Origin of the sequence: Rhodococcus sp. NPDC060086 (genome assembly GCF_042730275.1) — a bacterium.
Classification (GTDB): domain Bacteria; phylum Actinomycetota; class Actinomycetes; order Mycobacteriales; family Mycobacteriaceae; genus Rhodococcus.
The window spans coordinates 1-24,709 of sequence record NZ_JBHWWZ010000022.1; the positions used below are offsets into that span (position 1 = coordinate 1).

At 66.7% G+C, this 24,709-nt stretch carries 27 protein-coding genes; 15 read left to right on the forward strand and 12 right to left on the reverse strand.

What is annotated here, in order from left to right; all coding sequences use genetic code 11:
• The first annotated feature begins 2 nt into the window (after nt 1–2).
• Nucleotides 3–782: a hypothetical protein gene (locus tag ACFWB0_RS14210; RefSeq protein WP_378491093.1), complete on the forward strand. Its 780-nt coding sequence runs from the start codon at nt 3–5 to the stop codon at nt 780–782.
• A gap of 39 nt (nt 783–821) precedes the next feature.
• Here ACFWB0_RS14210 and ACFWB0_RS14215 read toward each other — a convergent pair whose 3' ends face one another.
• The 3 genes from ACFWB0_RS14215 to ACFWB0_RS14225 are packed head-to-tail and all read right to left on the reverse strand — an operon-like array spanning nt 822 to nt 2,717.
• Complete coding sequence (locus ACFWB0_RS14215) at nt 822–1,427, reverse strand: energy-coupling factor transporter transmembrane component T family protein (protein ID WP_378491094.1); 606 nt, start codon at nt 1,425–1,427, stop codon at nt 822–824.
• Nucleotides 1,424–2,104, reverse strand: coding sequence for an energy-coupling factor ABC transporter ATP-binding protein (locus ACFWB0_RS14220; RefSeq protein ID WP_378491095.1), 681 nt, complete (start codon nt 2,102–2,104; stop codon nt 1,424–1,426). Before ACFWB0_RS14220 ends, ACFWB0_RS14215 begins: the two co-directional genes overlap by 4 nt.
• Before the next feature lie 16 nt (nt 2,105–2,120).
• Nucleotides 2,121–2,717: a biotin transporter BioY gene (locus tag ACFWB0_RS14225; protein ID WP_378491161.1), complete on the reverse strand. Its 597-nt coding sequence runs from the start codon at nt 2,715–2,717 to the stop codon at nt 2,121–2,123.
• 235 nt (nt 2,718–2,952) lie between these two features.
• On the opposite strand from ACFWB0_RS14225, the gene ACFWB0_RS14230 reads away from it, so the two are divergent.
• The 7 genes from ACFWB0_RS14230 (at nt 2,953) to recX (ending at nt 7,948) form a co-directional block, all read left to right on the forward strand.
• Nucleotides 2,953–3,129 (forward strand): hypothetical protein, encoded by a 177-nt coding sequence (locus ACFWB0_RS14230; RefSeq protein ID WP_169688772.1) that lies wholly within the window; start codon nt 2,953–2,955, stop codon nt 3,127–3,129.
• 21 nt (nt 3,130–3,150) lie between these two features.
• The gene (locus ACFWB0_RS14235) at nt 3,151–3,873 is read left to right on the forward strand and encodes a PIG-L deacetylase family protein (RefSeq protein WP_378491096.1); all 723 of its coding nucleotides are present in this window, start codon (nt 3,151–3,153) and stop codon (nt 3,871–3,873) included.
• A gap of 66 nt (nt 3,874–3,939) precedes the next feature.
• The gene (locus tag ACFWB0_RS14240) at nt 3,940–5,085 is read left to right on the forward strand and encodes a glycosyltransferase (protein ID WP_378491162.1); all 1,146 of its coding nucleotides are present in this window, start codon (nt 3,940–3,942) and stop codon (nt 5,083–5,085) included.
• Between the two features lie 49 nt (nt 5,086–5,134).
• Complete coding sequence (locus tag ACFWB0_RS14245) at nt 5,135–5,329, forward strand: DUF3046 domain-containing protein (protein WP_378491097.1); 195 nt, start codon at nt 5,135–5,137, stop codon at nt 5,327–5,329.
• A 191-nt stretch (nt 5,330–5,520) separates the two neighbouring features.
• Nucleotides 5,521–6,561 (forward strand): recombinase RecA, encoded by a 1,041-nt coding sequence (gene recA / locus ACFWB0_RS14250; RefSeq protein WP_378491163.1) that lies wholly within the window; start codon nt 5,521–5,523, stop codon nt 6,559–6,561.
• A 129-nt stretch (nt 6,562–6,690) separates the two neighbouring features.
• Complete coding sequence (locus ACFWB0_RS14255) at nt 6,691–7,323, forward strand: GDSL-type esterase/lipase family protein (RefSeq protein ID WP_378491098.1); 633 nt, start codon at nt 6,691–6,693, stop codon at nt 7,321–7,323.
• Nucleotides 7,310–7,948: a recombination regulator RecX gene (gene recX, locus ACFWB0_RS14260; protein WP_378491099.1), complete on the forward strand. Its 639-nt coding sequence runs from the start codon at nt 7,310–7,312 to the stop codon at nt 7,946–7,948. Before ACFWB0_RS14255 ends, recX begins: the two co-directional genes overlap by 14 nt.
• A 31-nt stretch (nt 7,949–7,979) precedes the next feature.
• Here recX and ACFWB0_RS14265 read toward each other — a convergent pair whose 3' ends face one another.
• The 4 genes from ACFWB0_RS14265 to ACFWB0_RS14280 all read right to left on the reverse strand — a co-directional run bounded on the left by ACFWB0_RS14265 (nt 7,980) and on the right by ACFWB0_RS14280 (nt 11,293).
• Nucleotides 7,980–8,882 (reverse strand): amino acid ABC transporter permease, encoded by a 903-nt coding sequence (locus tag ACFWB0_RS14265; RefSeq protein WP_378491100.1) that lies wholly within the window; start codon nt 8,880–8,882, stop codon nt 7,980–7,982.
• The gene (locus tag ACFWB0_RS14270; RefSeq protein ID WP_378491101.1) at nt 8,879–9,559 is read right to left on the reverse strand and encodes an amino acid ABC transporter permease; all 681 of its coding nucleotides are present in this window, start codon (nt 9,557–9,559) and stop codon (nt 8,879–8,881) included. The genes ACFWB0_RS14265 and ACFWB0_RS14270 overlap by 4 nt, the downstream gene beginning before the upstream one ends.
• Before the next feature lie 104 nt (nt 9,560–9,663).
• Entirely contained in the window at nt 9,664–10,497 is an 834-nt protein-coding gene (locus tag ACFWB0_RS14275) for a glutamate ABC transporter substrate-binding protein (protein WP_378491102.1), read from the reverse strand.
• 67 nt (nt 10,498–10,564) lie between these two features.
• A complete protein-coding gene (locus tag ACFWB0_RS14280) occupies nt 10,565–11,293 on the reverse strand; it encodes an amino acid ABC transporter ATP-binding protein (RefSeq protein ID WP_378491164.1) in 729 nt (242 codons plus the stop codon).
• A 252-nt stretch (nt 11,294–11,545) separates the two neighbouring features.
• Here ACFWB0_RS14280 and miaB point away from each other — a divergent pair, with 252 nt between their 5' ends.
• Entirely contained in the window at nt 11,546–13,075 is a 1,530-nt protein-coding gene (gene miaB / locus ACFWB0_RS14285) for a tRNA (N6-isopentenyl adenosine(37)-C2)-methylthiotransferase MiaB (RefSeq protein WP_378491103.1), read from the forward strand.
• Complete coding sequence (locus tag ACFWB0_RS14290) at nt 13,063–13,662, forward strand: hypothetical protein (RefSeq protein WP_378491104.1); 600 nt, start codon at nt 13,063–13,065, stop codon at nt 13,660–13,662. Before miaB ends, ACFWB0_RS14290 begins: the two co-directional genes overlap by 13 nt.
• 81 nt (nt 13,663–13,743) lie before the next feature.
• Here the strand turns inward: ACFWB0_RS14290 and ACFWB0_RS14295 are convergent, their stop codons facing one another.
• Nucleotides 13,744–15,177: a DUF349 domain-containing protein gene (locus ACFWB0_RS14295; protein WP_378491105.1), complete on the reverse strand. Its 1,434-nt coding sequence runs from the start codon at nt 15,175–15,177 to the stop codon at nt 13,744–13,746.
• A 149-nt stretch (nt 15,178–15,326) separates the two neighbouring features.
• Between ACFWB0_RS14295 and ACFWB0_RS14300 the strand changes: the two genes are divergently transcribed.
• The 5 genes from ACFWB0_RS14300 to ACFWB0_RS14320 all read left to right on the forward strand — a co-directional run bounded on the left by ACFWB0_RS14300 (nt 15,327) and on the right by ACFWB0_RS14320 (nt 20,456).
• On the forward strand, nt 15,327–16,049 hold the full coding sequence (locus tag ACFWB0_RS14300; protein WP_378491165.1) for a hypothetical protein: 723 nt from the start codon (nt 15,327–15,329) through the stop codon (nt 16,047–16,049).
• The gene (miaA, locus tag ACFWB0_RS14305; protein ID WP_378491106.1) at nt 16,046–16,990 is read left to right on the forward strand and encodes a tRNA (adenosine(37)-N6)-dimethylallyltransferase MiaA; all 945 of its coding nucleotides are present in this window, start codon (nt 16,046–16,048) and stop codon (nt 16,988–16,990) included. The genes ACFWB0_RS14300 and miaA overlap by 4 nt, the downstream gene beginning before the upstream one ends.
• 10 nt (nt 16,991–17,000) lie before the next feature.
• Nucleotides 17,001–17,867, forward strand: coding sequence for a diaminopimelate epimerase (dapF, locus tag ACFWB0_RS14310; RefSeq protein WP_378491107.1), 867 nt, complete (start codon nt 17,001–17,003; stop codon nt 17,865–17,867).
• A gap of 73 nt (nt 17,868–17,940) precedes the next feature.
• Complete coding sequence (gene hflX / locus ACFWB0_RS14315) at nt 17,941–19,404, forward strand: GTPase HflX (protein ID WP_378491108.1); 1,464 nt, start codon at nt 17,941–17,943, stop codon at nt 19,402–19,404.
• Nucleotides 19,404–20,456: a hypothetical protein gene (locus tag ACFWB0_RS14320; RefSeq protein WP_378491109.1), complete on the forward strand. Its 1,053-nt coding sequence runs from the start codon at nt 19,404–19,406 to the stop codon at nt 20,454–20,456. Before hflX ends, ACFWB0_RS14320 begins: the two co-directional genes overlap by 1 nt.
• Nucleotides 20,457–20,490: 34 nt before the next feature.
• Here the strand turns inward: ACFWB0_RS14320 and ACFWB0_RS14325 are convergent, their stop codons facing one another.
• Genes ACFWB0_RS14325 through ACFWB0_RS14340 form a run of 4 tightly spaced genes read right to left on the reverse strand, consistent with a single transcriptional unit; the run spans nt 20,491 to nt 24,633 of the window.
• Nucleotides 20,491–20,748 carry an HPr family phosphocarrier protein gene (locus ACFWB0_RS14325; protein WP_378491110.1) on the reverse strand — a complete coding sequence of 86 codons (258 nt, stop codon included), beginning with the start codon at nt 20,746–20,748 and terminating at the stop codon, nt 20,491–20,493.
• A 26-nt stretch (nt 20,749–20,774) separates the two neighbouring features.
• Nucleotides 20,775–22,859 carry a fructose-specific PTS transporter subunit EIIC gene (locus ACFWB0_RS14330; RefSeq protein ID WP_378491111.1) on the reverse strand — a complete coding sequence of 695 codons (2,085 nt, stop codon included), beginning with the start codon at nt 22,857–22,859 and terminating at the stop codon, nt 20,775–20,777.
• Nucleotides 22,859–23,869, reverse strand: coding sequence for a 1-phosphofructokinase (gene pfkB, locus ACFWB0_RS14335; RefSeq protein WP_378491112.1), 1,011 nt, complete (start codon nt 23,867–23,869; stop codon nt 22,859–22,861). Before pfkB ends, ACFWB0_RS14330 begins: the two co-directional genes overlap by 1 nt.
• Complete coding sequence (locus ACFWB0_RS14340) at nt 23,866–24,633, reverse strand: DeoR/GlpR family DNA-binding transcription regulator (protein WP_378491113.1); 768 nt, start codon at nt 24,631–24,633, stop codon at nt 23,866–23,868. Before ACFWB0_RS14340 ends, pfkB begins: the two co-directional genes overlap by 4 nt.
• Nucleotides 24,634–24,709 lie beyond the last annotated feature (76 nt).

Consider the following 24,709-nt stretch of genomic DNA (forward strand, 5'->3'; position numbering starts at 1 on the left):
GAGTGACTCCCGGTCCGGCCGTTGCCGCGCTCAGAGACGCCACAGATGCTGCAGTCGAGGCCGCACGTCGATGGCGGGATCCAGCAGCGAAGCTGCGGCGCCAGAGGCGCCGCGCGCGTCGGCGTGCCGGATTCTTCGGCGCGGCCGCCGGCACGTGGGGGGTCGGCACAGCGACTCTGCTGGCGGCGTCGGCCCCCGACTGGACGATCGTGGCCACTGGTGGCGCGACCGCGGTGTTTGCGGTTCCCGCGGCGTTCGCGGTGCGCCGGTTCCGCCGTCTCGACTCGGTGCCGATGCCGCCCTCGCTTCCGGGTCGCAGGTCGTTGCCGCCCGTGGGGTCGGTGGCCCGAGCGGCTATGGAACGGTTGTCGAACGACGAGCAGAGTCTTGCGCGGCTGCTCGCTGTGGTGTCGAAGTCGGGTGCGGTGGCAGGCGACGATCTCGAGGAGATCGGGGTGGCGGCACGGTCGGCGTCCGCAGCGCTCGACAGCGTGGCCGACGACGTCGTGGCCCTCGAATCGGCAGCCCGCTCCAGTGCGGCTGCAGGAGCTCATCTCGGTCCCGCCATCTCGACGGCAGGCGAGCGGCTCGACTCGGGCGTCGATCAGTACGAACAGCTCGTGTCCGCTGCCGCGAAACTCGCCGCAGCGCCCGAACGAACCCGGTCGATGGAGCTACTCGACCGACATCGCTACGAACTCATCGACGCCTCGGATCGCCTCGAGAGCTGGGCACAGTCCTGGCGGGAGATCGAGCAGATCCAGCAGCGCCACCGGCACTGAACTGCCGTTCCGTTCCGTGCCCTCGGGCATTCGAACCGGTCAGTCGTCGACACCACGTGCCGCGAGGGCCTCTCCCATGGCCTCTGCGGTCATGAGTGCACCCACCACGACGGGTACCACCAGAGCCCGCAACGAGAAGCCCAGCCCACGTGCTTTGCGCGCCTCGGTGACGCGGGCGACCATCGAACCGAGGAGCGGAATACAGCGGATCGTCATCACGAGGACGAGACCGACGCGATCCGGATCCACACCCAGCCGACGGAGCGGCCGCACGCCCGCGACGATCGCGTCGAGCATGTCCGTCATACGGGTGGTCAGCGTGACCAGCAGCGCGAGAGCAATCGCCAGGAACAACGACCCGCAGATCACCACGGCACGTTCCCACCCCGCCACGATCACTTGGAACACCGCGATGATCCCGAGCATCCACAGCAGCGGTCGCAACTGCGTCACGGCAAGACGTACCGGGATGCGGGCGAACGCGTACATACCCGCGACGACGACTGCGCAGGGAAGCACCTGCCACGGTTGCCGGATCCACAGGGTCAGGGCCACGATCACGAGCGCGATGACGATGAGCTTGACCCCCGCTGATGTGCGATGCAGCAGCGAGGTTCCGGGATGGTGCAGCCCGACGATGCTCACCCGATGAGGTCCCGGTAGTACGTGATCGCCGGACCCGGTGCATCGTCGGCGACGATGCGGCCGGAGTCGACGACGAGGACCCGGTCGAAGTCGCTCAGTAGGTCGAGGTGGTGGGTCACGACCACCAGTTGCTGTTCGAGGCTCGCGAAGGTCCGAGCGATCAGTTTGGTGTTGCGCAGGTCGAGGAGGGTGGTCGGTTCGTCCGCGACCAGGACCTGGGGGTCGGTGACCATGATCGCTGCGAGAGCGAGCAACTGTTTCTGGCCGCCCGACAGGAGATGACTCGGGTGATCGTGATGCGCGGCGAGGCCGAAGTCGTCGAGCACCTGCCGGACCCGCTCGTTGCGCTCGGCCTTGCCGAGCGAGCTACGTCGCAGAGAGAACGCGACGTCCTCCGAGACCGTCGGCATCACGATCTGGTGATCCGGATCGGTGAAGACGAACCCCACCTGCTTGCGCACCTCGCGCCCTTTACGGTCGGTGTCGAGTCCGTCGACGGACACGGAGCCGGAGGTGGGGACGACCAACCCGTTGATCATCCGCGCGAGCGTCGACTTCCCGCTGCCGTTCGCGCCGACGATACCGATGCGCTGTTCGGTGAGGGTGACGTTCACGTCGTCGAGGACCGCGCGCTCGCCGTAGGCGTGGCGGACCTGCTGGAATCGAATCTCACTCATCGGGTGGCTGCGGCGATCAGTGTGCGGGATCGGCTGTGGGGGCAGACCTGACCGGGGACATGAGCAGGGCCGGGTAGGCCCGGTGCACCTGGGCGGCGACGCCGGCGGCCACGACGGCCTTGACGAGGTCGCCCGGGAGGAACGTGACGTTGGCTGCGGCCGCGGCCCACACGGTCAGATCGGTTCGTAGCACCATGCCGGCGATTCCGAACACGTACAGCACCACGATGCCGCCGAGCACGTTCACCGCGATACCGGGTAGAACGCGGTAGCGGGGGAGCATGCGGGCGCTGAGCCAGCCGATCACCAAGACCGCAGGGATCCAGCCGATCAGGAAACCTGCAGTGGGACCGGCAAGAGAGGTGAGTGTCGTCCGTCCACCTGCGAGTACCGGCAACGCAAGACCGAGCAGGATCACAGTCGACACCGACAGCACGCCCTTGCGCGCACCGAGCAGTGCGCCGGCGAGCATCACCCCGAGGGTCTGCAGGGTGATGGGTACACCCGAGGACCCGATCGATATCTGGCCAGGCAGACCGAGAGCGATGATGAGGGCGGCGAACACCGCGATCTGTGCCAGGTCGCGGGCGGAGGTGCGGGGGCTCGGGGACACGTTCACTCAGCTTCCGACAAGAGGAGGACCAAACCCGTAGAGCGTAGGCGTGGGCGGCGAGATCCGCACCACCACCCTGGGGAAACGCCGACCCCGAGAGGTACTCCAGGGTTCTGCGGGTATCCCCTGATCTTTCCCTGATCTATGCTTTGAGCTGCTGTTTTCCCGTCAACAACGTGTCAGGATCGTGTGAGTACGACACAGAACGTGCTCAGGCACGAGGTGGGAGAAGACGATGTTCTGGAAAATTGTCGGAGTAGTGGTGCTCGTGTGGATCGGACTTGCGGTGATCGGTGCCGTGTTCGACCACCTGTTCGGGATCCTGGTATTGGGTGCGATCGCGTTCGGTGGCTACATGCTGTACAAGGCCATCTCCGGGGGAAATCGGCGCGACGACATCACGAGAGTCTGACCGAGACCGCATAGTGGACGCATGGAACATGTGCCGGAGGACTGGACCAGGGGAATTGTCGTCGTCGCTCATCCCGACGACATCGAGTACGGAGCGGCTGCCGCGGTGGCCCGGTGGACTCGGCAGGGCAAGGACATCCGGTACGTCCTCGCCACCAGCGGCGAGGCGGGGATAGCGGGCCTGCCGCCCGCGGAGTGCGGTCCGCTCCGGGAGGAAGAGGAGCGGGCATCGGCGGCGATCGTCGGAGTCGAGACCGTCGACTTCCTCGGTCATCCGGACGGGCGACTCGTTGCCGGACCGGAACTGCGGCGAGACCTGGCAGCGGCGATCCGACGGCATCGGCCCGAGATGGTCGTGACCGCGAACTTCGGACTCACCTGGTTCCCGGGAGCGCTGAACAGCGCCGATCATCGGGCGTTGGGCCTCAGTGTCCTCGACGCGGTATCCGATGCCGCCAACGAATGGATCTTCCCGGAGCTCACCGTGGAACAGGGGCTCGCGCCGTGGCAGGGAGTGCGGTGGGCGGCGGTCAACACCCCCGGCGCGACGCACGCAGTCGATGTCACCGACACCGTCGAGGTTGCGGTGGAGTCGCTCGCCGCGCACCGGCGGTACCTCGAGGCGCTCGCCGATACCGATGTGGTGGAGCAGGCCCGGGCGCAGGTCGAGATGGCGTCCGCGCCGCTACCCGGATTCCCTGCGCCCCACGCAGTGGGATTCGATCTCTACACCTTCGCAGGCTAGACCTGCCGTCGGCTCGTCGCGTGACCGCGTGACCGCGTGACCGCGCTCGTGTGGCACGCTGAGCAGATGCGAGTGGCGTTGGTGGCCGGGCCCGATGCAGGACATGCGATTCCGGCCATTGCGCTGAGCAAACGGTTCGCCGAATCCGGTCACGAGGCGGTGCTCTTCACCGGTGAGCGCTGGTTCGACATCGACGTGCCCGGCGTGACCGTGGCACCCCTCGAAGGGCTGACGCCGCGGCCGCAGGACGACGACGGCGATGCGGGCTCGAAGATCCACGAGCGGGCCGCGCATATCGCGAGCCTGCTGCTACCCGATCTCAGTGCGCTTCTTCCGGACCTTGTCGTCTCCGACGTCATCACTGCGGGTGGGGGAATGGCTGCGGAGCGGCTCGGGATCCCGTGGGTCGAGTTGTCTCCGCATCCGCTGTACCTGCCGTCGCGTGGTCTGCCGCCGATCGGCAGCGGACTCGAGGTGGGGACGGGGCTGCGTGGCCGGGCGCGCGACGTGGTGCTGCGCGGACTCACGGCGCGGTCGTTGCGGCAGGGAGAACGGGAACGCTCTGTTGCCCGCGTCGGGATCGGTCTGCAGGCCCAGGATCCGGGACCGAACGCGAGGCTCATCGCGACCGTGCCCGCGCTCGAGGTGCCGCGACCCGATTGGCCGACGAATGCCCACGTCGTGGGGCCCCTGCACTGGGAGCCGACCGACACCGTTCTCGAACCACCTCCGGGGGACGGGCCACTCGTGATGGTCGCGCCGTCGACGGCCTCCACCGGAGTCGTCGGGATGCTCGACGCGGTGTGCGAGGGACTCGACGGGCTGGGGATGCGTGTCGTGGCCACGATGCTCGACCCATCCGGGCAGGCGCTGCCCGAATGGGCGGTAGCAGGGCAGGGTCGTCAGGACGTCCTGCTTCGTGATGCGGATGTCGTGGTGTGCGGTGGCGGGCACGGGATGCTCGCGAAGGCATTGAGCGCCGGGGTGCCTGCGGTGATCGTGCCGGGCGAAGGCGATCAGTGGGAACTTGCGAATCGGGCCGCGCGGCAGGGGAGTGCAGTGGTGGTCCGGCCGCTCGATGCTGTGGCGGTCCGGAACGCGGTCGAAACGATACTGGCGGAACCGAGGTTCGCTGTGGCGGCTCGTCGTGCTGCCGCCACCGCGACGGACGTGCAGGATCCGGTCGCGGTGTGCCTGGACACAGTTCGCTGACGTATGAACGTCGCTGCGGACGGTTCGGTCGGGCCGTTACGGTGGTGGCGTGCGATTGACGGAGTTCCACGAGATGATCCGAGACGAGTTCGGGCAGCTGTACGGCGATGCCCTGTTGCGTGACCACATACTGCTCGAGTTGGGTGGTCTCACCGCTGTGCAGGCGATCGAAGCAGGTCAGGAGCCTCGTGCGGTGTGGAGGGCGCTGTGTGAGGAGTTCGACGTACCCGCAGTACGTCGTTGATCGAACACATTCTGGGTGAATTCGAACAGATGTTCCCCTATGCTGAAGGTGCTCGACGGTGAAGTGCGTCTGTCCACAGGCGCCGTTTTCATCCACAGGTTCGGCGGGTCCGCGGTCGTGGCAGCGAAATGTGTCGGTGCCCGGATATAGCGTCGTCGACAATAGGACGGGACACGATGAAGGGGACCAAGATGGCAGCACAGGCACACGATCGCGAGAAGGCGCTCGAGCTCGCACTGGCGCAGATCGACAAGAACTTCGGCAAGGGCTCCGTGATGCGCCTGGGGGAGGAGGCGCGCGCTCCGATTGCCGTGATCCCGACCGGGTCGATCGCCCTCGATGTGGCGCTCGGTATCGGTGGTCTGCCCCGTGGCCGTGTCGTCGAGATCTATGGCCCGGAGTCCTCGGGTAAGACCACGGTGGCGCTCCATGCGGTGGCCAGCGCTCAGGCCGCCGGCGGTATCGCCGCGTTCATCGATGCCGAGCATGCCCTCGATCCGGAATATGCACGCAAGCTCGGCGTCGATACCGACGCCCTGCTCGTGTCGCAGCCCGATACGGGTGAGCAGGCGCTCGAGATCGCCGACATGCTGATTCGCTCCGGCGCTCTCGACATCCTCGTCATCGACTCGGTCGCAGCCCTCGTGCCGCGCGCCGAGATCGAGGGCGAGATGGGCGACAGTCACGTCGGCCTGCAGGCCCGTTTGATGAGCCAGGCGCTGCGTAAGATGACGGGTGCGCTCAGCAACTCCGGCACCACCGCGATCTTCATCAACCAGCTGCGTGAAAAGATCGGAGTCATGTTCGGCTCTCCTGAAACGACCACGGGCGGAAAGGCTTTGAAGTTCTACGCCTCCGTGCGACTGGACGTCCGGCGCATCGAGACGCTCAAGGACGGCGGCGACGCTGTAGGCAACCGCACCCGCGTCAAAGTCGTCAAGAACAAGGTTGCCCCACCGTTCAAGCAGGCAGAATTCGACATCCTGTACGGGCAGGGCATCAGCAAGGAAGGCTCGCTGATCGACGTGGGCGTCGATCAGGGCTTCATCCGTAAGTCCGGTTCCTGGTACACATACGAAGGTGATCAGCTCGGTCAGGGCAAGGAGAACGCCCGTAAGTTCCTGCTCGAGAACACCGACATCCGCGACGAGGTCGAGAAGAAAATCAAGGAGAAGCTCGGTATCGGTGCAGTCCAGACCGATCCCGAAGCCGACGCGGAAGTCGACTTCTAGTCGAAGACTCGAACATCGACGGAGGCACGGACTGCACGGTCTGTGCCTCCGTTCGTATCCGACATGAAGTGTGGCCGGGCAGCTGCGACGACTGAGAGCCCGGCCGGGTCGTGTGGCAGCATCTGTGGGATGACAGTGCGTCCCCTACGGTTGTGTGTCTTCGGTGATTCCTTCGTCGCAGGTGTCGGAGACCCCGCGCATCGCGGATGGGTGGGTCGAGTTACCGAGCATGCGCTCGGCGAGTTGCCCATCGACCTCACGGTCTACAACCTCGGGATCAGGCGCGACACGTCCTCCGATGTGCGGGCGCGTTGGCAGAGCGAAGCGCTCGCCCGGTTTCCCCGCGAGTGCGACAACCGGGTAATCATGTCGTTCGGTGTGAACGACACGACTCTGCAGGACGGCTCACTTCGCGTCGAGCCCGCGGAGACCGAATCCACTCTCGCCGCGATCCTCGAGGATGCTGCGTCCCACGGGTGGCCCACGCTGGTTGTCGGGCCGCCGCCGATAGCAGACGAGCAGCAGAACACCCGCACAGCGGCGCTCGACGAGCGGCTGGCTGCGCTGTGTCAGGGCCTCACGGTGCCCTACCTCCACACGTTCTCGCACCTTGCCGGCGCGACGTCGTGGATGAGGGAAGCAGCGCAGCGCGATGGTGCGCATCCGTCCGCGCAGGGCTATTCAGATCTCGCCGAACTCGTGCGCGCGGACATCGCCGCCTGGCTCGGGACACCGGCGGAATCGGTCGGTGGCCGCGTCTAGGGTTCTCATCATGGACGATCCCGAAGATGTCGGACCATCCGAGAACGACGCGGCCACGGCACCCGGTGGTCGTCGGCGTCGGGCCCGCCCCGAACCGGCCGGTGGTACCGAAGCGCAGGCCAAGGATGTGTGTCTGAGGCTCCTCACCGATAGGGCCCGGAGCCGCGCCGAACTCGCCACCAAACTCGAGCAGAAGGGCTTTACGGCCGAGATTGCCGAGCGCACCCTTGACCGCCTCACCGAGGTCGGGTTGATCGACGACGCGGACTTCGCTCAGCAGTGGGTGCGTTCGCGGCACCTGTACTCGGGGAAAGGCAAGCGTGCGATCGCGCTTGAGCTGCGCCGTAAGGGCATCGACCAGCAGGATGCGGCCGATGCCCTCGACACGATCGACAGTACGTCCGAACGGGAACGCGCCGTCGAGTTGGTGCGAAAGAAGTTGCGAACCCAGGCGCCGTTGCCCACCGAGGGTGATCGACGCGAGAGAGCAGCCGAACGAGACAAGCTGGTACGACGCCTCGTCGGGATGCTTGCCCGGCGCGGCTACGCGCAGAGTATGGCTTTCGACGTCGTCCGCGACGAACTGGGGGCGTTCGTGGCCGACGCGAACGACATCTCGGACTGAACCCGCAGACGGACGAATCTCGCCTCGGGTCTCACCGAGGCCCGGTGATGTCCATCCCCGGTACGGCGGCCACGGGGACCGGTGCATCGGGTACACCGCCGCCGGCATCGCCCCTGCGTCGACTTGACCGCAACCGCTTCTCCAGCCACGTCGCGAAGCGGGTCAGGGCGCTGTTCAGGATGATCATGATCGCGGCCACCACGAGCAAGGAAGGCAGGTAGTTCTGGAAGTAGGCGCCGAGTTGCTGTCCCGACCGCACCACTTCGACGTAACCGATGAGGTAGCCGAGTGCGGAGTCCTTGAGCGCGATCACCATCTGCGAGACGATCGCCGGCAACATCACCGTCACAGCCTGGGGCAGCAGGATCAGACGCATGGTCTGGCCCTTGCGCAGGCCGATGGCCGAGGCCGCTTCGGTCTGCCCCTTGGGGAGCGAGTTGATGCCTGCGCGCACGATCTCGGCGATCACCGATCCGTTGTAGAGAGTCAGACCGGTCACCACCGCGGCGAGCGCAAGGTAGTCGGACTTGAACAGCCGATACTCGGCGAACACCTGGTACGCGAAGATCATCAGGATCAGCACGGGGATCGCGCGGAACAGTTCGACGATGAACCCGGACACCATCCGGATGGAGCGGTGTTCGGACATGCGGCCGATGCCCAGGACCGCGCCCAGGATCAACGCCAGCACGATCGACAGGGCAGCGGCGATGAGCGTGCCTCTGATGCCGGGGATCAGATAGGTCGTCCAACTCGACGACTCGAGAAACGGCTCCCACTTCTCTGCAGTGAGCTGGCCCTGATCAGCCAGCGCGCGATACACGACGTACGCGATGACCACGAGAACGACAGCGACGACGACGGACAGCACGCGGTACAGCGCACGTGCCTTGGGGCCGGGAGCATCGTAGAGAACAGTGCCTTCCGAACTCATCGGGCCACCTCGAATCGCTTGCTGAGCCAGCCGAACAGCAGGCCGGTCGGGAGGGTCAGGATCACGAAGCCCAAGGCGAAGATTCCGCCGATGACGAAGATGGCCGCCTCGTTCTCGATCATGGTCTTCATCAGCAGCGACGCCTCGGCCACACCGATCACCGACGCGATGGTCGAATTCTTGGTGAGGGCGATGAGCACGGAACCGAGCGGTGCAATGACCGCGCGGAATGCCTGCGGCAGCACGATGAACCCGAGATTCTGGCCGAATGTCAGCCCGAGCGACCGGCCGGCCTCGGACTGCCCGAGGTGGACGGTATTGATGCCGGAGCGTAGCGACTCACACACGAATGCGGCGGTGTAGACGGTCAAACCGAGAACCGCGAGGCGGAAATTGTTGTCCACCAAGAATGTCGGCGACGACTGCGGAGCCAGATGGATCTGGAGGGTCTGCGACAGCCCGAACAGGCAGAAGATGATGATCAGGGTCAGTGGTGTGTTACGGAAGATCGTCACGTACGCCGTGCCGACGGCCCGGGCAACTGGAATCGGTGACACACGCATCGCGGCGAGGATCGTTCCGAGTATCAGCGACCCGATCGCGGACAACACCGTCAGCTGGATTGTCGTCCAGAATGCTTCGAGTAGCTGACTGCCGTACTTGCTCAGCAGATCCACAGGTCAACTCCGGGATCGAGGGGACAGGAGAGTATGGGGGTGAGGCGGCCGGTCCGTGATCTCGTCACGAACCGGCCGGACGCACCTCGCGATGCGGCGTCGGATCAGTACCGATCGACGGTCGGCGGCTCAGGAAGCGGGTAGCCCGACGCACCGACAGTTGCCTCGAAGGCCTGCGCCCATGCTCCGCTGTCGATCATTTCCTCGATTGCATCGTTGATGGCGGTCCGCGAAGCTTCGTCGCCCTGGGCCAGCCCGATGCCGTACAGCTCCTCGGTGAACGGCTCACCGACCACCTTGAAGTCGCCGGGGCTCTGCGCTGCGTAGCCCGCGAGGATGATGTCGTCGGTGGTCACCGCATCGACCGCTCCGTTGCGCAAGGCTTCGACACATGCGGAGTAGGTGTCGAACTCCTGCAACTGCACGTCCTGCGCGTAGGTGTCCTTGACGTTCTGAGCCGGGGTGGACCCTGTCACCGAGCACAGACGCTTGCCGCCGCTGAGCGACTCCGGGCCGGTGATCTCGGCCTCGTCGGCGCGCACCAGCAGCGACTGGCCGGCGATGAAATACGGTCCGGCGAAGTCGACCTTCTCCTTGCGGGCGTCGGTGATCGAGTAGGTCGCGACGATGTAGTCGACCTCGCCGTTCTGGATCAGCGTCTCGCGCTGAGCCGACGGAGACTCCTTGAACTCGATGTTCTCCTCGGAGACTCCGAGCTGCCCGGCCACGTACTTCGCGACCTCGACATCGAATCCACTGAACGTGCCGTCGGGGTTGCGGAGGCCGAGCCCGGGCTGATCGAATTTGATTCCGACCACGAGGTTGCCGTTTTCCGCCGAGCTCGTGACACTGCGGGTTTCGTCGCCACCACACGCCGTGGCAGCGAGAGCAACGGCAATGACGCCGATGCCGACGCGGATCGAACGGGACATTTTCATCGAGAACCTCCGGTTGTGGTGTGCGGTGCGGGCTGTCGTGCCGTGGTGCTCAGGTGTGCCGTGGCGCTCAGTGGCTGAGGATCTTGCCGAGGAAATCCTTGGCTCGATCGGATTTGGGAGCGGTGAAGAACTCGGTGGGATCGGTGTCCTCGACGATGCGGCCGTCGGCCATGAACAAGACGCGGTCGCCGGCCTTGCGGGCGAAGCCCATCTCGTGCGTGACGACGACCATCGTCATGCCTTCCTTGGCGAGCGAGGTCATCACGTCGAGAACCTCCTGGACCATCTCCGGGTCGAGCGCGGAGGTGGGCTCGTCGAACAGCATCACCTTCGGGTCCATGGCCAGCGCGCGGGCGATCGCGACACGTTGCTGCTGACCGCCGGAGAGTTGTGCGGGGTATTTGTCGGCCTGATTTGCGATTCCTACGCGGTCGAGCAACCTCAGGGCGTTCTCCTGTGCCACGTCCTTCTTCTGCTTGCGGACCTTGAGTGGTCCCAGCATCACGTTCTCGAGGATGGTCTTGTGCGCGAAGAGATTGAACGATTGGAACACCATGCCGACATCGGCGCGCAGCGCCGCCAAAGCCTTGCCTTCGGCCGGGAGGGCCTTACCGTCGACCCTGATCTCGCCGGAGTCGATCGGTTCGAGCCGATTGATCGTCCGGCACAGCGTGGACTTCCCTGATCCCGACGGGCCCACCACGATGACCACCTGGCCGGACGGAACCTCGATGTCGATGTCCTGGAGGACATGCAGAGCACCGAAGTGTTTATTGACGTTCGTCATCGTGATCATCGGGGTTGTGCTGCCCGATTCCCCCGAAGGCCCCGATTCCCCCGAAGGCTGAGCCGAACCCGCTTCCGCTGGTGTCATGATCAAGACCCTATGCGGTCACTGTCCGGAACCTCCACATTTCGTCCCATCGACATACAACTTTTACAGCGTCGGGGTCGCGAGACCAGAACGTCTCTGTCCGGGCATCGAAGTGGCGTGGCGCACCCGGTCACCGCCGGCACGGTCGGTTATTCTCGTGAGCTACCCTGAGATGTGTCATTGATCGACGATGTTGCCCCGAACACAGGTGCCCGGACCTACGAGGTCCGCACCTACGGCTGCCAGATGAACGTGCACGATTCGGAGCGTTTGTCCGGCCTGTTGGAAGACGCCGGATTCATTCGCGCCGAGCTCGGCGCGTCGCCCGACCTGGTGGTCTTCAACACCTGCGCGGTTCGTGAAAACGCCGACAACAAGCTGTACGGCAACCTGAGCCATCTCCGGCCGGTCAAGGACGAGAACCCGAACATGCAGATCGCAGTCGGAGGTTGTCTCGCGCAGAAAGACCGCGCCACCGTCGTGAAGAAGGCACCGTGGGTCGATGTGGTGTTCGGTACCCACAACATCGGAAATCTCCCGGCGCTCCTCGACCGCGCACGCCACAACCGGAAGGCCGAAGTCGAGATCCTCGACTCGCTCGAAGCGTTCCCCTCGACGCTCCCGGCGAAGCGCGAGTCGCCCTACGCAGGATGGGTGTCGATCTCCGTCGGCTGCAACAACACGTGCACCTTCTGCATCGTCCCCGCACTGCGCGGCAAGGAAGTCGACCGGCGTCCCGGCGACATTCTCGCCGAGGTGCAGGCCCTCGTCGACGAGGGCGTTCTCGAAGTGACCTTGCTCGGACAGAACGTCAACTCGTACGGGCGTTCCTTCGCCGACCCCGAGCAACCCCGCGACCGCGGCGCGTTCGCGTCGTTGCTCCGTGCGTGCGGCGACATCGACGGTCTCGAACGTGTGCGGTTCACTTCGCCGCACCCCGCCGAGTTCACCGACGACGTCATCGAAGCAATGGCGTCGACGCCCAACGTCTGCCCCCAGTTACACATGCCGCTGCAGTCCGGCAGCGACAGGGTCCTGCGCGCAATGCGCCGGTCGTACCGCAAGGAGAAGTTCCTCGGCATCATCGAGCGTGTCCGTGCGGTCATGCCGCACGCGGCCATCACCACCGACATCATCGTCGGATTCCCCGGTGAAACCGAGGAAGACTTCCAGGACACCCTCGACGTCGTCGAGAAGGCACGCTTCACCAGTGCCTACACCTTCCAGTACTCCAAGCGCCCCGGCACACCCGCCGCAGACATGGAAGAACAGCTCCCGAAGGCAGTCGTCCAAGAGCGGTATGAGCGGTTGATCGCGCTGCAGGAGCGCATCACCCTGGAGGAGAACCGCACACTCGTAGGCACCGAGGTCGAACTCCTCGTCGCGGCGGGTGAAGGGCGCAAGAACGCGGCAACCGCCCGGATGAGCGGTCGCGCACGCGACGGGCGACTCGTGCACTTCCGGCCGGAAGGGAACATCGACACCGCGGTCCGGCCCGGCGATATCGTCACGATCGTCGTCAGCGCCGCAGCACCGCACCATCTCGTCGCCGACACCCCGATCCTCACCCACCGCCGCACACGCGCCGGCGACCACTTCGAACAGGGGCGCCTGCCCAAGACGAAACCGATCGGCGTGGGACTCGGCCTGCCGAGTATCGGTGCCCCCGAACCCCTACCGACACAGATGGGATGCAACGCATGACCACGGGTGACAACAGTGGCCGGATGAGCGACCACGGGCTCAGGGAGGCCCGCGCCGATCTGGAAGCGGCCGAACGCAGGATCGCGAATGAGATCGATCCCGGCGCCCGAGCGATGTTCGTCGCGGTTGCGGTGCTCGTACTGCTCGGCTCGTTCAGCCTCCCGCACGCCGGCGCCGCCAACGGATGGGAGGTACTCTCGTTCGCCTCCGACGCGGCGGCAGAGTCGATCGCGCTTCCGTCCCGCATCTTCCTGTGGCTCACTCTCGTCTTCGGAGCGGTCGCCTCGATCCTCGCGCTCGTGACCCGCAAATGGTTCCTCGCATGGGCCGCGGCAGCCGGCTCCGCGGTGTCGATCATCTTCGGGTTGCTCACGGTGTGGTCTCGTCAGACACTCCCGGTCGATTCCGGCGCGTCCGGACCCGGAATCGGCGTGTTCATCGGCTGGCTCGCCGTGATGGTCCTGACCTTCCACTGGGTCAAGGTGGCCTGGTCCCGCACCTCCGCGCAGCTCGAGGCCGAGGCCGAGCTGCGGCGTGTCGCCGAAGAGGACGACCGTCGGGGAATGTTCGGCGGACACCTGAAGTAGGCCACTCACAGACGAGACGAGCCCCGTTCGCCCCGGCTTCCTGCCGGCACGAACGGGGCTCGCTCTGGTGTGAGGACGTGGTCAGCGTTCGCCGACGGCGCCTTCCGCGGCTTCCGCCCACTCCCGCCACTGTGCGGCCTGCGCGAGCGCCGCATCGGCATCCTTGGTGCGGCCCTTCGCCCGGGCCTTCTCCGCCTGCTCCTCGAACTGCTGGACTCGTTCGCGGAACTGCGCGGCACGGGCCAGCGCTTCCGGATCGGTACGCCGCCACTCGGTGTCGGACGCTTCGCGGACGCGCTTCTCGATCGCGCGCAAGCGGCCCTCGAGATCCTGCATCCGGTCGCGCGGAACCTTGCCGATCGCCTCCCACCGCTCCTGCAGTTCGCGCAGTCGGGTACGAGCCGCCTCCAGGCCCGCCGCCGGATCGATGGTCGCCGCCGACTCGAGCAGAGCCTCCTTCGCGCGGGCATTGTCCTCGAACTCGGCGTCGCGTTCGGCGGACGCGGCATTGCGCGCGGCGAAGAAGACGTCCTGCGCGCCCTTGAACCGCTTCCACAGTTGGTCGTCGGCTTCGCGTGGGGCGCGTCCCGACGCCTTCCACTCGGCAAGTAGATCCCGGAAGGCTGCGGCGGTTGCGCCCCAGTCCGTCGAACCCTGCAGCGCCTCGGCGCGCACGACGAGTTCTTCCTTCTTGGTCTTCGACGAGGCCCGTTCACGATCGAGCTCGGCGAAGTGAGCTCCGCGGCGACGGTTGAAGGCCTCTCGCGCCTTCGAATACCGGCGCCACAGCACATCGTCGGTCTTGCGGTCTACACCGCGGATCGACTTCCACTCATCGAGGATCTCGCGCAGGCGGTCGCCCGCGGCCTTCCAATGCGTCGAGTCGGCGCCGATCTCCTCGGCTTCGGCCGCGAGCGCTTCCTTGCGGGCGGTGGCCTCCGCGCGGTGCTGTTCCTTCTCCTGTTTCTGGGCGACCGCGGCCTTCTCGGACTCCTCGATCACCCCTGCCAATCGTGTCGCGAGAGCGTCCAGGTCACCGATCACCGCGACAGTCGGCAACGACTCGATGAGCGCCTCGGCCGCCACACGGGTCTTCTTGGCATCACCGGAGCCCGACGCAAGACGCGTCTCCAACAGCGCGACCTCGGTAGCGAGATCGTCGTAGCGCCGACCGAAGTGCTCGAGGCCCTCGGCGGCGTTGCCTGCCTGCCACGAACCGATGCACCGCTCACCGTCGGCGGTCAGAACCCATGCGGTGCCGTCGTCGTCGACTCGCCCGAACTTGCTCGGATCGCTCGCCGGAACTGCGGGAGCGTGCGGATGCGTCTGACCCGGGACCGGATGCGGCTTGGGCTGGGCGTGCTCCGAATCGGCATGCTCCGCGTCGGCCACATGCTCGGCCGGTGCGGGTTTCGGCGCTCCCGGACGCGGGGCTCCGGGCTTCGGGGGAGCCGGACGCGGCGGTGTGCCGGACACCTGCTGGGGTGTCGGGTCCTGTGCGTTCGGGTCGGTCATCGCTACCTCATCTCTGCCGCGCGGCACGGCTGCCTGATCGCATCGCTTACCGCAGGTCCGGTCACGGGCATCCGTGATCACGTCCGCCCCCTATTGAAACAGGTCGCGCGGCTGCGGGGCTCCGGGTCCGGTCGACTACCGTGGCCGATGTGTTGATCGCTGCGGTGTTCGTGCCTTCCCCGCCTCTTCTCGTGCCCGAATTGGTCGGACTCGCGGCTTCCGAGACCGACGACCTACGACACGCTGTACTCGACGCGGCGCGCCGGATCGGTGACGCCGACGAATGGATCGTCGTGGGCACGGGAGCAGAAGCGGCGGACGTCCCGTCCGACGCCATCGGCACCTTTCGCGGATTCGGTGCCGATGTCCGGGTTGCCCTCGCACCGGCAGGGGATGCTGCCACCGGAACACCCGACGTGCGGCTGCCGCTCACCGCACTGATCGCCGGATGGCTTCGCGAGCGCACAGCGACCGGAGTACGTGCCGACGTGCATGTCCTCGCTCACGACACGGATCCGGCCGAGTGCGCGCAGTTGGGGAAGACGCTTCGAGCACGCCTCGACGCCGACGCGACGCGACGCGGGTTGCTCGTCGTCGCGGACGGCGCCGCAACACTGACAGCGAAGGCACCCGGCGCATTCGACGAGAGGTCCGCCGCGGTCGAGGAGAGTCTGGGCGCAGCCCTCGCCGCAGGAGATCCGCACGGTCTGGCCGCTCTCGAGGGCAGAGTGTGCGAGGAGATCGCACTCGGGGGACGCGCCGCGTGGCAGGTCCTCGCCGGGGCGTTCACCGAGCCCCCGTCCGAAGCGACGATCGAGTACAGCGCTGCACCGTACGGTGTGGGATATCACGTGGGGTTCTGGCGCCCGTGAGCACGCCGGGACACCCCCGCCCGATCGCTGTGGTGGGCCCGACCGCCACCGGAAAGTCGGATCTCGGTCTGGACCTCGCGGAAGCATTCGACGGCGAGATCGTCAACATCGACGCGATGCAGCAGTACCGCGACATGAACATCGGCACCGCGAAACTGCCGATCGACGAGCGGCGCGGCATCCCGCATCACCAGTTGGATGTTCTCGATGTAACGGAGACCGCGACCGTCGCGCGCTACCAGGAGGCTGCCACCGCCGACGTCGAACGCATCCTCGCGAGTGGCAGGGTGCCGATCGTCGTCGGTGGGTCGATGATGTACGTGCAGTCCCTGCTCGATGAGTGGCAGTTTCCCGCGACCGACCCCGAGGTCCGCGCGAAATGGGAAGCCGTTCTCGCGGACGGGGGACTGGCCGCTGTGCACGAAGCGCTACGCAGGGCCGACCCCGCGGCGGCCGAGACGATCCTGCCGACCGACGGGCGACGCATCGTCCGCGCGCTGGAAGTCGTCGAACTGACCGGTCTTCCGTTCGCGGCGTCGCAACCGACCGTCGGCGACCCACGATGGGGCACGACCATCCTCGGCGTCGACCGCGACACGACGGCCCTCGACGAGCGCATCGCGAAGCGCACCGATCTCATGTTCGAACTCGGACTCGTCGACGAGGTGCACGCACTGGTCGACCGCGGACTGCGCGAGGGCGTGACGGCGCCCCGCGCGATCGGATACGCACAGGTCCTCGCGTATCTGGAGGGCGAGTACGACCTCGACGACGCCCGCGAACGAACGTTCATCGGAACCAGGCGGTACGTCCGGCGGCAGCGGTCGTGGTTCCGCCGCGACCACCGGATCCACTGGCTCGACGGAGCCGACCGGAACCTGACCGCAGAAGCGCTGCGGGTCGTCGAGTCCTGCACCGACGGAGAGCGGCGCCCTCGCTAAGGTTGACGGCATGGAGTTCAGCAAAGGCCACGGCACCGAGAACGATTTTGTCATCCTCCCGGATCCCGATGCCCGGCTGACTCTCACACCCGATCGGATCACAGCACTGTGCGATCGACGTCGCGGACTCGGAGCCGATGGTGTGCTGCGTGTCGCGCGTACCGGAGCGCTGGTGGAATCCGGTCTGCTCGACGCGGCTCCGGAGGGTGCGAGCGCCGACGACTGGTTCATGGACTACCGCAACGCCGACGGATCGATCGCCGAGATGTGCGGTAACGGGGTACGGGTGTTCGCGCACTATCTCACGGCCCGGGGACTCGAGAACCGGGAGAGCTTCGTCGTCGGGTCGAGGGCCGGGGGTAAGCCGGTGCGGGTCCACTCGACCGGACCGGTCGCGGGCGAGGTCACCGTGGAGATGGGCCTCGTCGGGCAACTGGGCGAGTCGTCCGCCACCCTGGACGGCCGTGTCTACGCCGGAATCGGGATCGACGTCGGCAACCCGCACCTGGCCTGCGTCGATCCGCATCTGACCCGCGAGAGCCTCGCCGCCCTCGACCTCACCTCGCCCGGATACGATCCCGGGTTCTTCCCGCAGGGTGTCAATATCGAATTTCTGACCCCGATCGAGTCGGGTGCCGTCGACATGCGTGTGCACGAGCGCGGGGTCGGCGAGACCCGCTCGTGCGGCACCGGCACGGTCGCGGCTGCCGCAGCAGCCCTGAGGTACGACGGCGCCTCCGGCGGTGTCGTGCGAGTACGGATTCCCGGGGGCACCGTCGAGGTGCGGATCGAGGACGAGCACGCATGGTTGAGGGGGCCGTCGGTGCTGGTCGCGCAGGGCACGATCAGCGACGACTGGTGGTCGGCGCTCGCATGAGCACGCACCATGTGGGAACGTCCGAAAAAACTCGAATGCACCGAATCGGGCTTCGTGGGACGATGGAAGTTGTATGACGAACACATCGCGCACTCGCAACACGACAGACGACACCGATCGCACCGGGTACGACGGTCCGGATGGCTGGGCTCACGACGATCCGTCGGTGGGCGAGATGCAGCTCGAAGACCGCAGCGCGCTACGGCGCGTGGCGGGTCTGTCCACCGAACTCGAAGACGTCACCGAGGTCGAATACCGGCAGCTCCGGCTCGAAAGGGTCGTGCTGGTCGGTGTATGGACGGGCGGTAGCGCCGCCCAGGCCGACGCGAGCCTCGCCGAACTTGCAGCACTTGCCGAAACCGCCGGCTCCGAAGTGCTCGAAGGGATGGTGCAGCGTCGCGACAAACCGGACGCCGCCACCTACATCGGTTCGGGCAAGGCAGAGGAGCTGCGCGAGGTCGTGCTCGCCACCGGCGCCGACACGGTGATCTGTGACGGTGAACTCACTCCCGCACAGCTCACCGCCCTGGAGAAGGTCGTCAAGGTCAAGGTCATCGACCGGACGGCGCTCATCCTCGACATCTTCGCCCAGCACGCGACATCACGTGAGGGTAAGGCCCAGGTCTCGCTCGCGCAGATGGAGTACATGCTGCCGCGACTGCGAGGCTGGGGCGAGTCGATGTCGCGTCAGGCGGGCGGTCGTGCCGGGAGCAACGGTGGCGTGGGTCTCCGCGGTCCCGGTGAAACCAAGATCGAAACCGACCGGCGCCGTATCCGGGAACGGATGGCGAAGCTGCGCCGCGAGATCAAGGGGATGAAAGCCGCCCGCGACACGAAGCGGACCCGCCGCCTGCGCAACAGGATCCCGTCCGTCGCGATCGTCGGCTACACCAACGCAGGCAAGTCGAGCCTGCTCAACCTGCTCACCGGTTCGGGTGTCCTGGTGGAGAACGCGCTGTTCGCCACGCTGGATCCCACGACACGGCGCGCGACATTGCCCGACGGCCGGGAATTCGTCCTGACCGACACGGTCGGATTCGTGCGTCACCTGCCCACTCAGCTGGTGGAGGCATTCCGGTCCACGCTCGAAGAGGTGGCCGACGCCGACGTGCTGTTGCACGTGGTCGACGGATCCGATCCTCTGCCGACCGAGCAGATCAAGGCGGTCCGCGAGGTCCTGACCGATGTTCTGCGCGAGTCCGACGGCCCCCCGCCACCCGAATTGATGGTCGTCAACAAGATCGATGCGGCCGACCCGGTCACTCTGACCCAGCTGCGCGGGCTCCTGACCGACTCGGTGTTCGTGTCGGCGCACACCGGTGAGGGCATCGAGGAGCTCCACGAACGGCTCGGGCGCCTGCTCGAGGACCCGGACGTGGAGATCAAGGTCCTCGTGCCGTACACCCGAGGAGATCTGCTTTCTCGGATCCATTCGGACGGGCAGATCCTCCAGTCCGCGCACGAGGCGGACGGCACGCGTGTGCACGCCAAGGTTCCGCGGGCACTCGCCTCCGCGTTGGACGAGTACGCCGCCTGATGCGTTCGCTGCGTGCCGTCGGTGCCGTCGCGCTCGCGGTCGCCGTACCGAGTGCGCAGCACGCCGCGGCGGATACCGCAGAAGTCCCGGTCGCGGACTTTCCGTCGGAAGCCCTGTGCACACCGGACGATCCGGCCCTCGACGAACTGTCGGGTCTCGTCCAGGTCGGCGGGCGGTTGTTCGCGACACCCGACGCGGGTGTCGACGAGTCGGTGGTCGAACTGGACGCGGAGTGCGGAGTCGTTCAACGGCTCCCGGTACCCGTAGATCCCTACGACATCGAGGATCTCGCGGCCGGTCCCGACGGCAGGCTGTGGCTCGCGGACATCGGCGACAACACCTCGGCCCGACAGACAGTGGCGCTGATCTCACTCGATCCGGACAGCGGAGCGGGCGACCTGCACCGTCTGAGCTACCCGGACGGCCCGCGCGATGCGGAGGCCGTACTGGTGTCTGCGAGCGGTGAACCGTTGATCATCACCAAGTCGCTGTTCGGTGCGAGTGGCATCTACCGGCCGGCGCGCGGTCGCACGGTCGAGCAATTGGAGACACCGGGCCCGGTACCGCTGGAGAAGGTCGGTTCCCTTTCCTTAGGACCTACCGATACCCCCGGCGGTCCGCTTCCCGGGGCATCGTCGACGTTGATCACCGGCGGTGCGGTCAGTGCCGACGGGACGGTCGCGGCGGTGCGCACCTACACCGATGTCTTTCTGTTCCATGCACCCGATGCAGATATCGCGAGCGCGTTGGATAGGGGGCCCGTGCTCCGCGTGCCGGTTCCGGACGAACCGCAGGGGGAGGCGGTGGCATTCACCGAATCCGGCGACCTGCTGACCGGTTCAGAGGCGACCGTCCAGGGTGGCACGGTCACCGGCGAGCGCCCCCCGATCCGGATGTGGAAGGGAGTGACCGACCACTTCGCGGCGGAGTCCGGAGCGGACGCAGAGTTGACTCCGGGATCGTTCGAGGCCGGACCGGTCGCGCTCGCGGTAGGAACGGTCGTGGTGGCGGCTGCGGCGGTGGCTCTGTGGTGGCGGATCCGGCGTACCTGAGACGCGCCACACGGACCACCGCCGTCGCGCCGACTCAGGCGTCGAGATCGGCCGCGATGAGGTCACTGACCTGCGAGAGAACATTTTCGTCGTCGCAACTGACGGTGACCGCGACTCCCTGTGAGGCTCCGAGCGTCATGATCATCAATGCAGAACCCGCATCGACGGGTTCGCCTCCGTCGACCGACAGCGTGACCGGCACTCCCGCGGCGACGACAGCTTCGGCGATGATCCCGGCGGGACGCGCGTGCAGGCCGATGGACGACCCGACCTCGACGGTGTTGACGGGCATCAGAACTCCTTCTGTTGGTGGGTGAATCAGGATCCGGCGATGGTCGGTTGTGTTCCGGTCGCCGTTGTCGTGGGGCTGGAATCGGGACGGGTGAACGCCTTGGCAAGGGTGACGCAGAGCGCAGCGAGCACGGTTCCCACGGCGAGCGCGATGAAGAACCACACCACGCGGTCCATCGCAAAGATCACGAAGACGCCGCCGTGCGGTGCGCTCAACGTCACGTCGGTGGCCATGATGATTCCTCCGGTGACAGCGCCGCCGACCATCATCGACGGGATCACCCGGAACGGGTCGGCCGCCGCGAAGGGAATCGCGCCTTCGGAGATGAACGACGCACCGAGCAGCCATGCTGCCTTGCCGTTCTCGCGTTCTGCGGTGCTGTAGAGACGTGGACGCACGAGTGACGACAGTGCCATCGCAAGCGGCGGCACCATGCCGGCCGCCATCACGGCTGCCATGATCTGCAATGAGGCGTGGTTGCTCACATCGAGGCCTGCCACGGCGAATGCGTATGCGGCCTTGTTGACAGGCCCTCCGAGGTCGAAGCACATCATGAGGCCGAGAATGACGCCGAGTGCGACGGCGGAACCGCCGGACAGGCCGTTGAGCCAGTCCGTCAGTCCGGTGGTGATCGCGGCGAGCGGTCGGCCGAGCACGAGGAACATCGCGGCACCGACGATCAGACTCGCGAGTAGAGGAATGATCACCACAGGCATCAGGCCACGCGCCCAGGTGGGCAAGGGGATGCGACCGACCCACAGTGCCGCGAAGCCGGCGATGATGCCGCCGACCAGACCGCCGATGAACCCGGCCCCGACGAACACCGCGACCGCGCCCGCTGTGAATCCGGGGGCGAGTCCGGGTCGGTCGGCAATGGCGTAGGCGATGTACCCGGCAAGTGCGGGTACGAGGAACGAGAAAGCGAGCGAACCGATCTGGTAGAGCACGGCGCCGAGGTACATTGCCAGCCCGCCGCCGGGCAGGTTCGTCAGCGAATTGTCCACGACGATGGTGGCGGCGGATTCGGAGATGTCGTAGCCGCCGAGCAGGAACCCGAGAGCGATGAGCAGACCGCCGGCCGCGACGAACGGAATCATGTAGCTGACGCCGGTGAGCAGGATCTGCCGCAGCCGTGTGCCCCATCCGAGCTCTACGGCATCGGTGTCCGCGGTGGTGTGCGCCGTACCTGCTTCGACGCGCGAGGCCGTCGGGTCGGTCGCCGCACGCACGGCTTCGGCCACCATCGCATCGGGTTCGTTGATCGCCCGCTTGACACCCGAGGCGATCACCGGTTTACCTGCAAACCGTTCCTTGCCCTTGACCCCGACGTCGGTTGCGAAGATCACGGCATCGGCGGCTGCGATGACGGACGGCGGAATCGGTGTGCTTCCACTGGAACCCTGCGTCTCGACCCGCAGGGTGACGCCGGCGCGATCGGCAGCGGCGGTGAGCGCATCGGCTGCCATGTACGTGTGGGCGATTCCGGTCGGGCACGCGGTGACCGCGACCACCGTGTGTTCGGACGGTGCGGTCGTGTCGGGTTCCGCATCCGCAGCGACGGGTTGTGCGGTGGCGGCCGGTGCGGTCTCGGCGGGAGCAGTGTTCTCCGTGGGAGCAGCAGCCTCGGCGGGAGCAGGGAGAACCCCCTCGACGAGAGCGACGACCGCGTCGGTGGTGGGCGCGTCGCGAAGCGACGCCACGAATTCGGGTCGGACGAGTGCGCGAGCCAGGGCGGTGAGAAGCCTCATGTGGTCTTGGCCGGCGGCCTCGGGGGCTGCGATGAGGAACACCAGGTCGGCAGGGCCGTCGGGGGCGCCGAAGTCGACTTTCGGTGACAGCCGGGCGAATCCGAGCGAGGGGGTGGTGATCGCGGAGTGGCGGCAGTGGGGGATCGCGATCCCTCCGGGCAACCCGGTCGCCGACTTGGCCTCGCGCTCGAGCACGGCGGTGGTGAGGGCGTCGCTGTCCGTAGCGCGACCTGCGTCCGTCAGTCTGCCCGCGAGCGCCGCGATCACCGAGTCCTTGTCGACACCGAGGTCGGAGTCGAGCGTGATGAGCTCCGAGGTGATGACCGCCGGAACTGGGCCGGGGCGGGAAGCGATGTCTGGCATCACATGTCCTTAGGGAGGGGGGAGTGGGCGGTGTGCGATGGGAGCGGGTCGTCCGGTATCGGTTCGATCGACACCGCGGAGGGCTCGACGGAATCGGGTCCGGGAATGCGGGTACCGGGTAGGGCGACTGCGGCGCTGCCGTAGGCCACGGCGCAGCGAAGTCGATCGGCCGGAGCGGCGCCTGCGCGCTCGGCGATGAGATAGCCGGCGAGTGACGAATCCCCCGCGCCGACGGTGCTTCGTGTGACGACCGGTGGGGGAGTGGCCCGCCACGCTCCGTCGGGCGTGATCAACACGGCGCCGGCACGCCCGAGTGTGGCCAGCACTGCTCCTACGCCCTGTGTGAGGAGCATCCGTCCCGCCTTCGCGACGGGCCCGACGTTGCCGAGCGCCGCATCGTGCTCGAGTGTCTTCGCGTCCGATCCTGTGAGCTGCGCGAGCTCGTCGGAGTTCGGTTTGATGAGGTCGGGTGCGGCATTCGGGAAGGCAGCTGCCAGCGCCAGCAACGGAGAATCCGACGTGTCGACTGCCACGCGACACCCGGTGGGCCGGAGTGCGCGCACGACATCGGCGTAGAACGCATCGGGAACACCGGGGGGAAGCGAGCCGGACAGCACCACCCATCCGTCGGCCGCGGCGTTGGCGACCACTGCGGCGAGAAGTTCCGTTCGGGTGGCAGCAGAACACGGGGCGCCGGGCTCGTTGAGTTTCGTCGTGGTGCCGTCGGATTCGGCGATGGTGATATTGGTGCGAGCGTGCCCGGACGTGGGTACGGCGTGATACCGGATTCCGCGTTCGTCCAGGGCCGCGAGCAGTGGGTCCCGGGGGTTGCCGGGTAGCACGGCCAGAACGTCGTGACCCGTCCGATGCAGGACCCGCGCGACATTGATGCCCTTGCCGCCGGGATCGACGGATGCCGCGCCTGCGCGGTGCACGGCGCCGCGCACGAGTGGTCCGTCCAGATCGACAGTGCGGTCCAGGCTGGGATTGGCTGTCAGGGTGACGATCATGCTGTCACCACCTCGATACCGTGTTCTGTCAGGCGCTCTCGGTCGGTGTCGGCCAGATCGGTGTCGGTGACCAGGACATCGACGGCCTCGAGCGGTGCGAAGCTCAGCAGGTGCCGCCGTCCGATCTTCGACGAATCCGCGACCACCACCACCCGATCGGCGCGCTGCACCATCGCGCGCTTGACGGCCGCTTCGTCTGCATCCGGGGTGGACAGACCGTGCTCGATCGTGAGGGCGTTGGTGCCGATGAACGCCACATCCACATTGAGGATGTCCAGGAACCGGAGGGCCTCGGGCCCGACAGCGGCCTGGGTTGTGCCGCGGACACGGCCGCCGATCAGGTGCAGGTGTATCGACCCGATACCTGCCAGGCGCGCTGCGATAGGAACCGAATTGGTAGCGACGGTGACGTCGGTCTCGCTCGGCAGGATGGCGGCGATTCTGCTCGTGGTGGTGCCCGCATCGAGGATGATGCTGCCTCCCGCGCCGGGTAGGAAGTTCGCTGCTGCCGCTGCGATCCGGTCTTTGTGACCCGCGCGGGTGTTCTCTCGTTCGGCCAGGCCGGGCTCGGACATCGTGAGCGCCGTGGCGGGAACAGCTCCGCCGTGGACGCGCCGGACGTGTCCGAGCCGCTCGAGTAGCGCGAGGTCGCGCCGCACGGTCTCCGCCGTGACGTCGTAGCGTTCGGCGACGTCGGTCACGGACACGCGTCCGTGACGTGCGACCAGATCCGCAATCGCCTGCTGGCGTTCTTCTGCGTACACCCGAACCCCTTGGAATGAATGTTGGATAATGTTGTTTTACGCCCGTATGTGTTGACATGTCAATACCTATGAGTAA

Coding starts and splice junctions, on each gene's coding strand:
- ACFWB0_RS14220 (WP_378491095.1), bottom strand. CDS start 2,104: ATGAGTGAGATTCGATTCCAGCAGGTCCGCCACGCCTACGGCGAGCGC.
- ACFWB0_RS14230 (WP_169688772.1), top strand. CDS start 2,953: ATGTTCTGGAAAATTGTCGGAGTAGTGGTGCTCGTGTGGATCGGACTT.
- ACFWB0_RS14235 (WP_378491096.1), top strand. CDS start 3,151: ATGGAACATGTGCCGGAGGACTGGACCAGGGGAATTGTCGTCGTCGCT.
- ACFWB0_RS14240 (WP_378491162.1), top strand. CDS start 3,940: ATGCGAGTGGCGTTGGTGGCCGGGCCCGATGCAGGACATGCGATTCCG.
- recA (WP_378491163.1), top strand. CDS start 5,521: ATGGCAGCACAGGCACACGATCGCGAGAAGGCGCTCGAGCTCGCACTG.
- ACFWB0_RS14255 (WP_378491098.1), top strand. CDS start 6,691: ATGACAGTGCGTCCCCTACGGTTGTGTGTCTTCGGTGATTCCTTCGTC.
- ACFWB0_RS14265 (WP_378491100.1), bottom strand. CDS start 8,882: ATGAGTTCGGAAGGCACTGTTCTCTACGATGCTCCCGGCCCCAAGGCA.
- ACFWB0_RS14275 (WP_378491102.1), bottom strand. CDS start 10,497: ATGAAAATGTCCCGTTCGATCCGCGTCGGCATCGGCGTCATTGCCGTT.
- ACFWB0_RS14280 (WP_378491164.1), bottom strand. CDS start 11,293: ATGATCACGATGACGAACGTCAATAAACACTTCGGTGCTCTGCATGTC.
- ACFWB0_RS14290 (WP_378491104.1), top strand. CDS start 13,063: ATGCAACGCATGACCACGGGTGACAACAGTGGCCGGATGAGCGACCAC.
- ACFWB0_RS14295 (WP_378491105.1), bottom strand. CDS start 15,177: ATGACCGACCCGAACGCACAGGACCCGACACCCCAGCAGGTGTCCGGC.
- dapF (WP_378491107.1), top strand. CDS start 17,001: ATGGAGTTCAGCAAAGGCCACGGCACCGAGAACGATTTTGTCATCCTC.
- hflX (WP_378491108.1), top strand. CDS start 17,941: ATGACGAACACATCGCGCACTCGCAACACGACAGACGACACCGATCGC.
- ACFWB0_RS14320 (WP_378491109.1), top strand. CDS start 19,404: ATGCGTTCGCTGCGTGCCGTCGGTGCCGTCGCGCTCGCGGTCGCCGTA.
- ACFWB0_RS14325 (WP_378491110.1), bottom strand. CDS start 20,748: ATGCCCGTCAACACCGTCGAGGTCGGGTCGTCCATCGGCCTGCACGCG.
- ACFWB0_RS14330 (WP_378491111.1), bottom strand. CDS start 22,859: ATGCCAGACATCGCTTCCCGCCCCGGCCCAGTTCCGGCGGTCATCACC.
- pfkB (WP_378491112.1), bottom strand. CDS start 23,869: ATGATCGTCACCCTGACAGCCAATCCCAGCCTGGACCGCACTGTCGAT.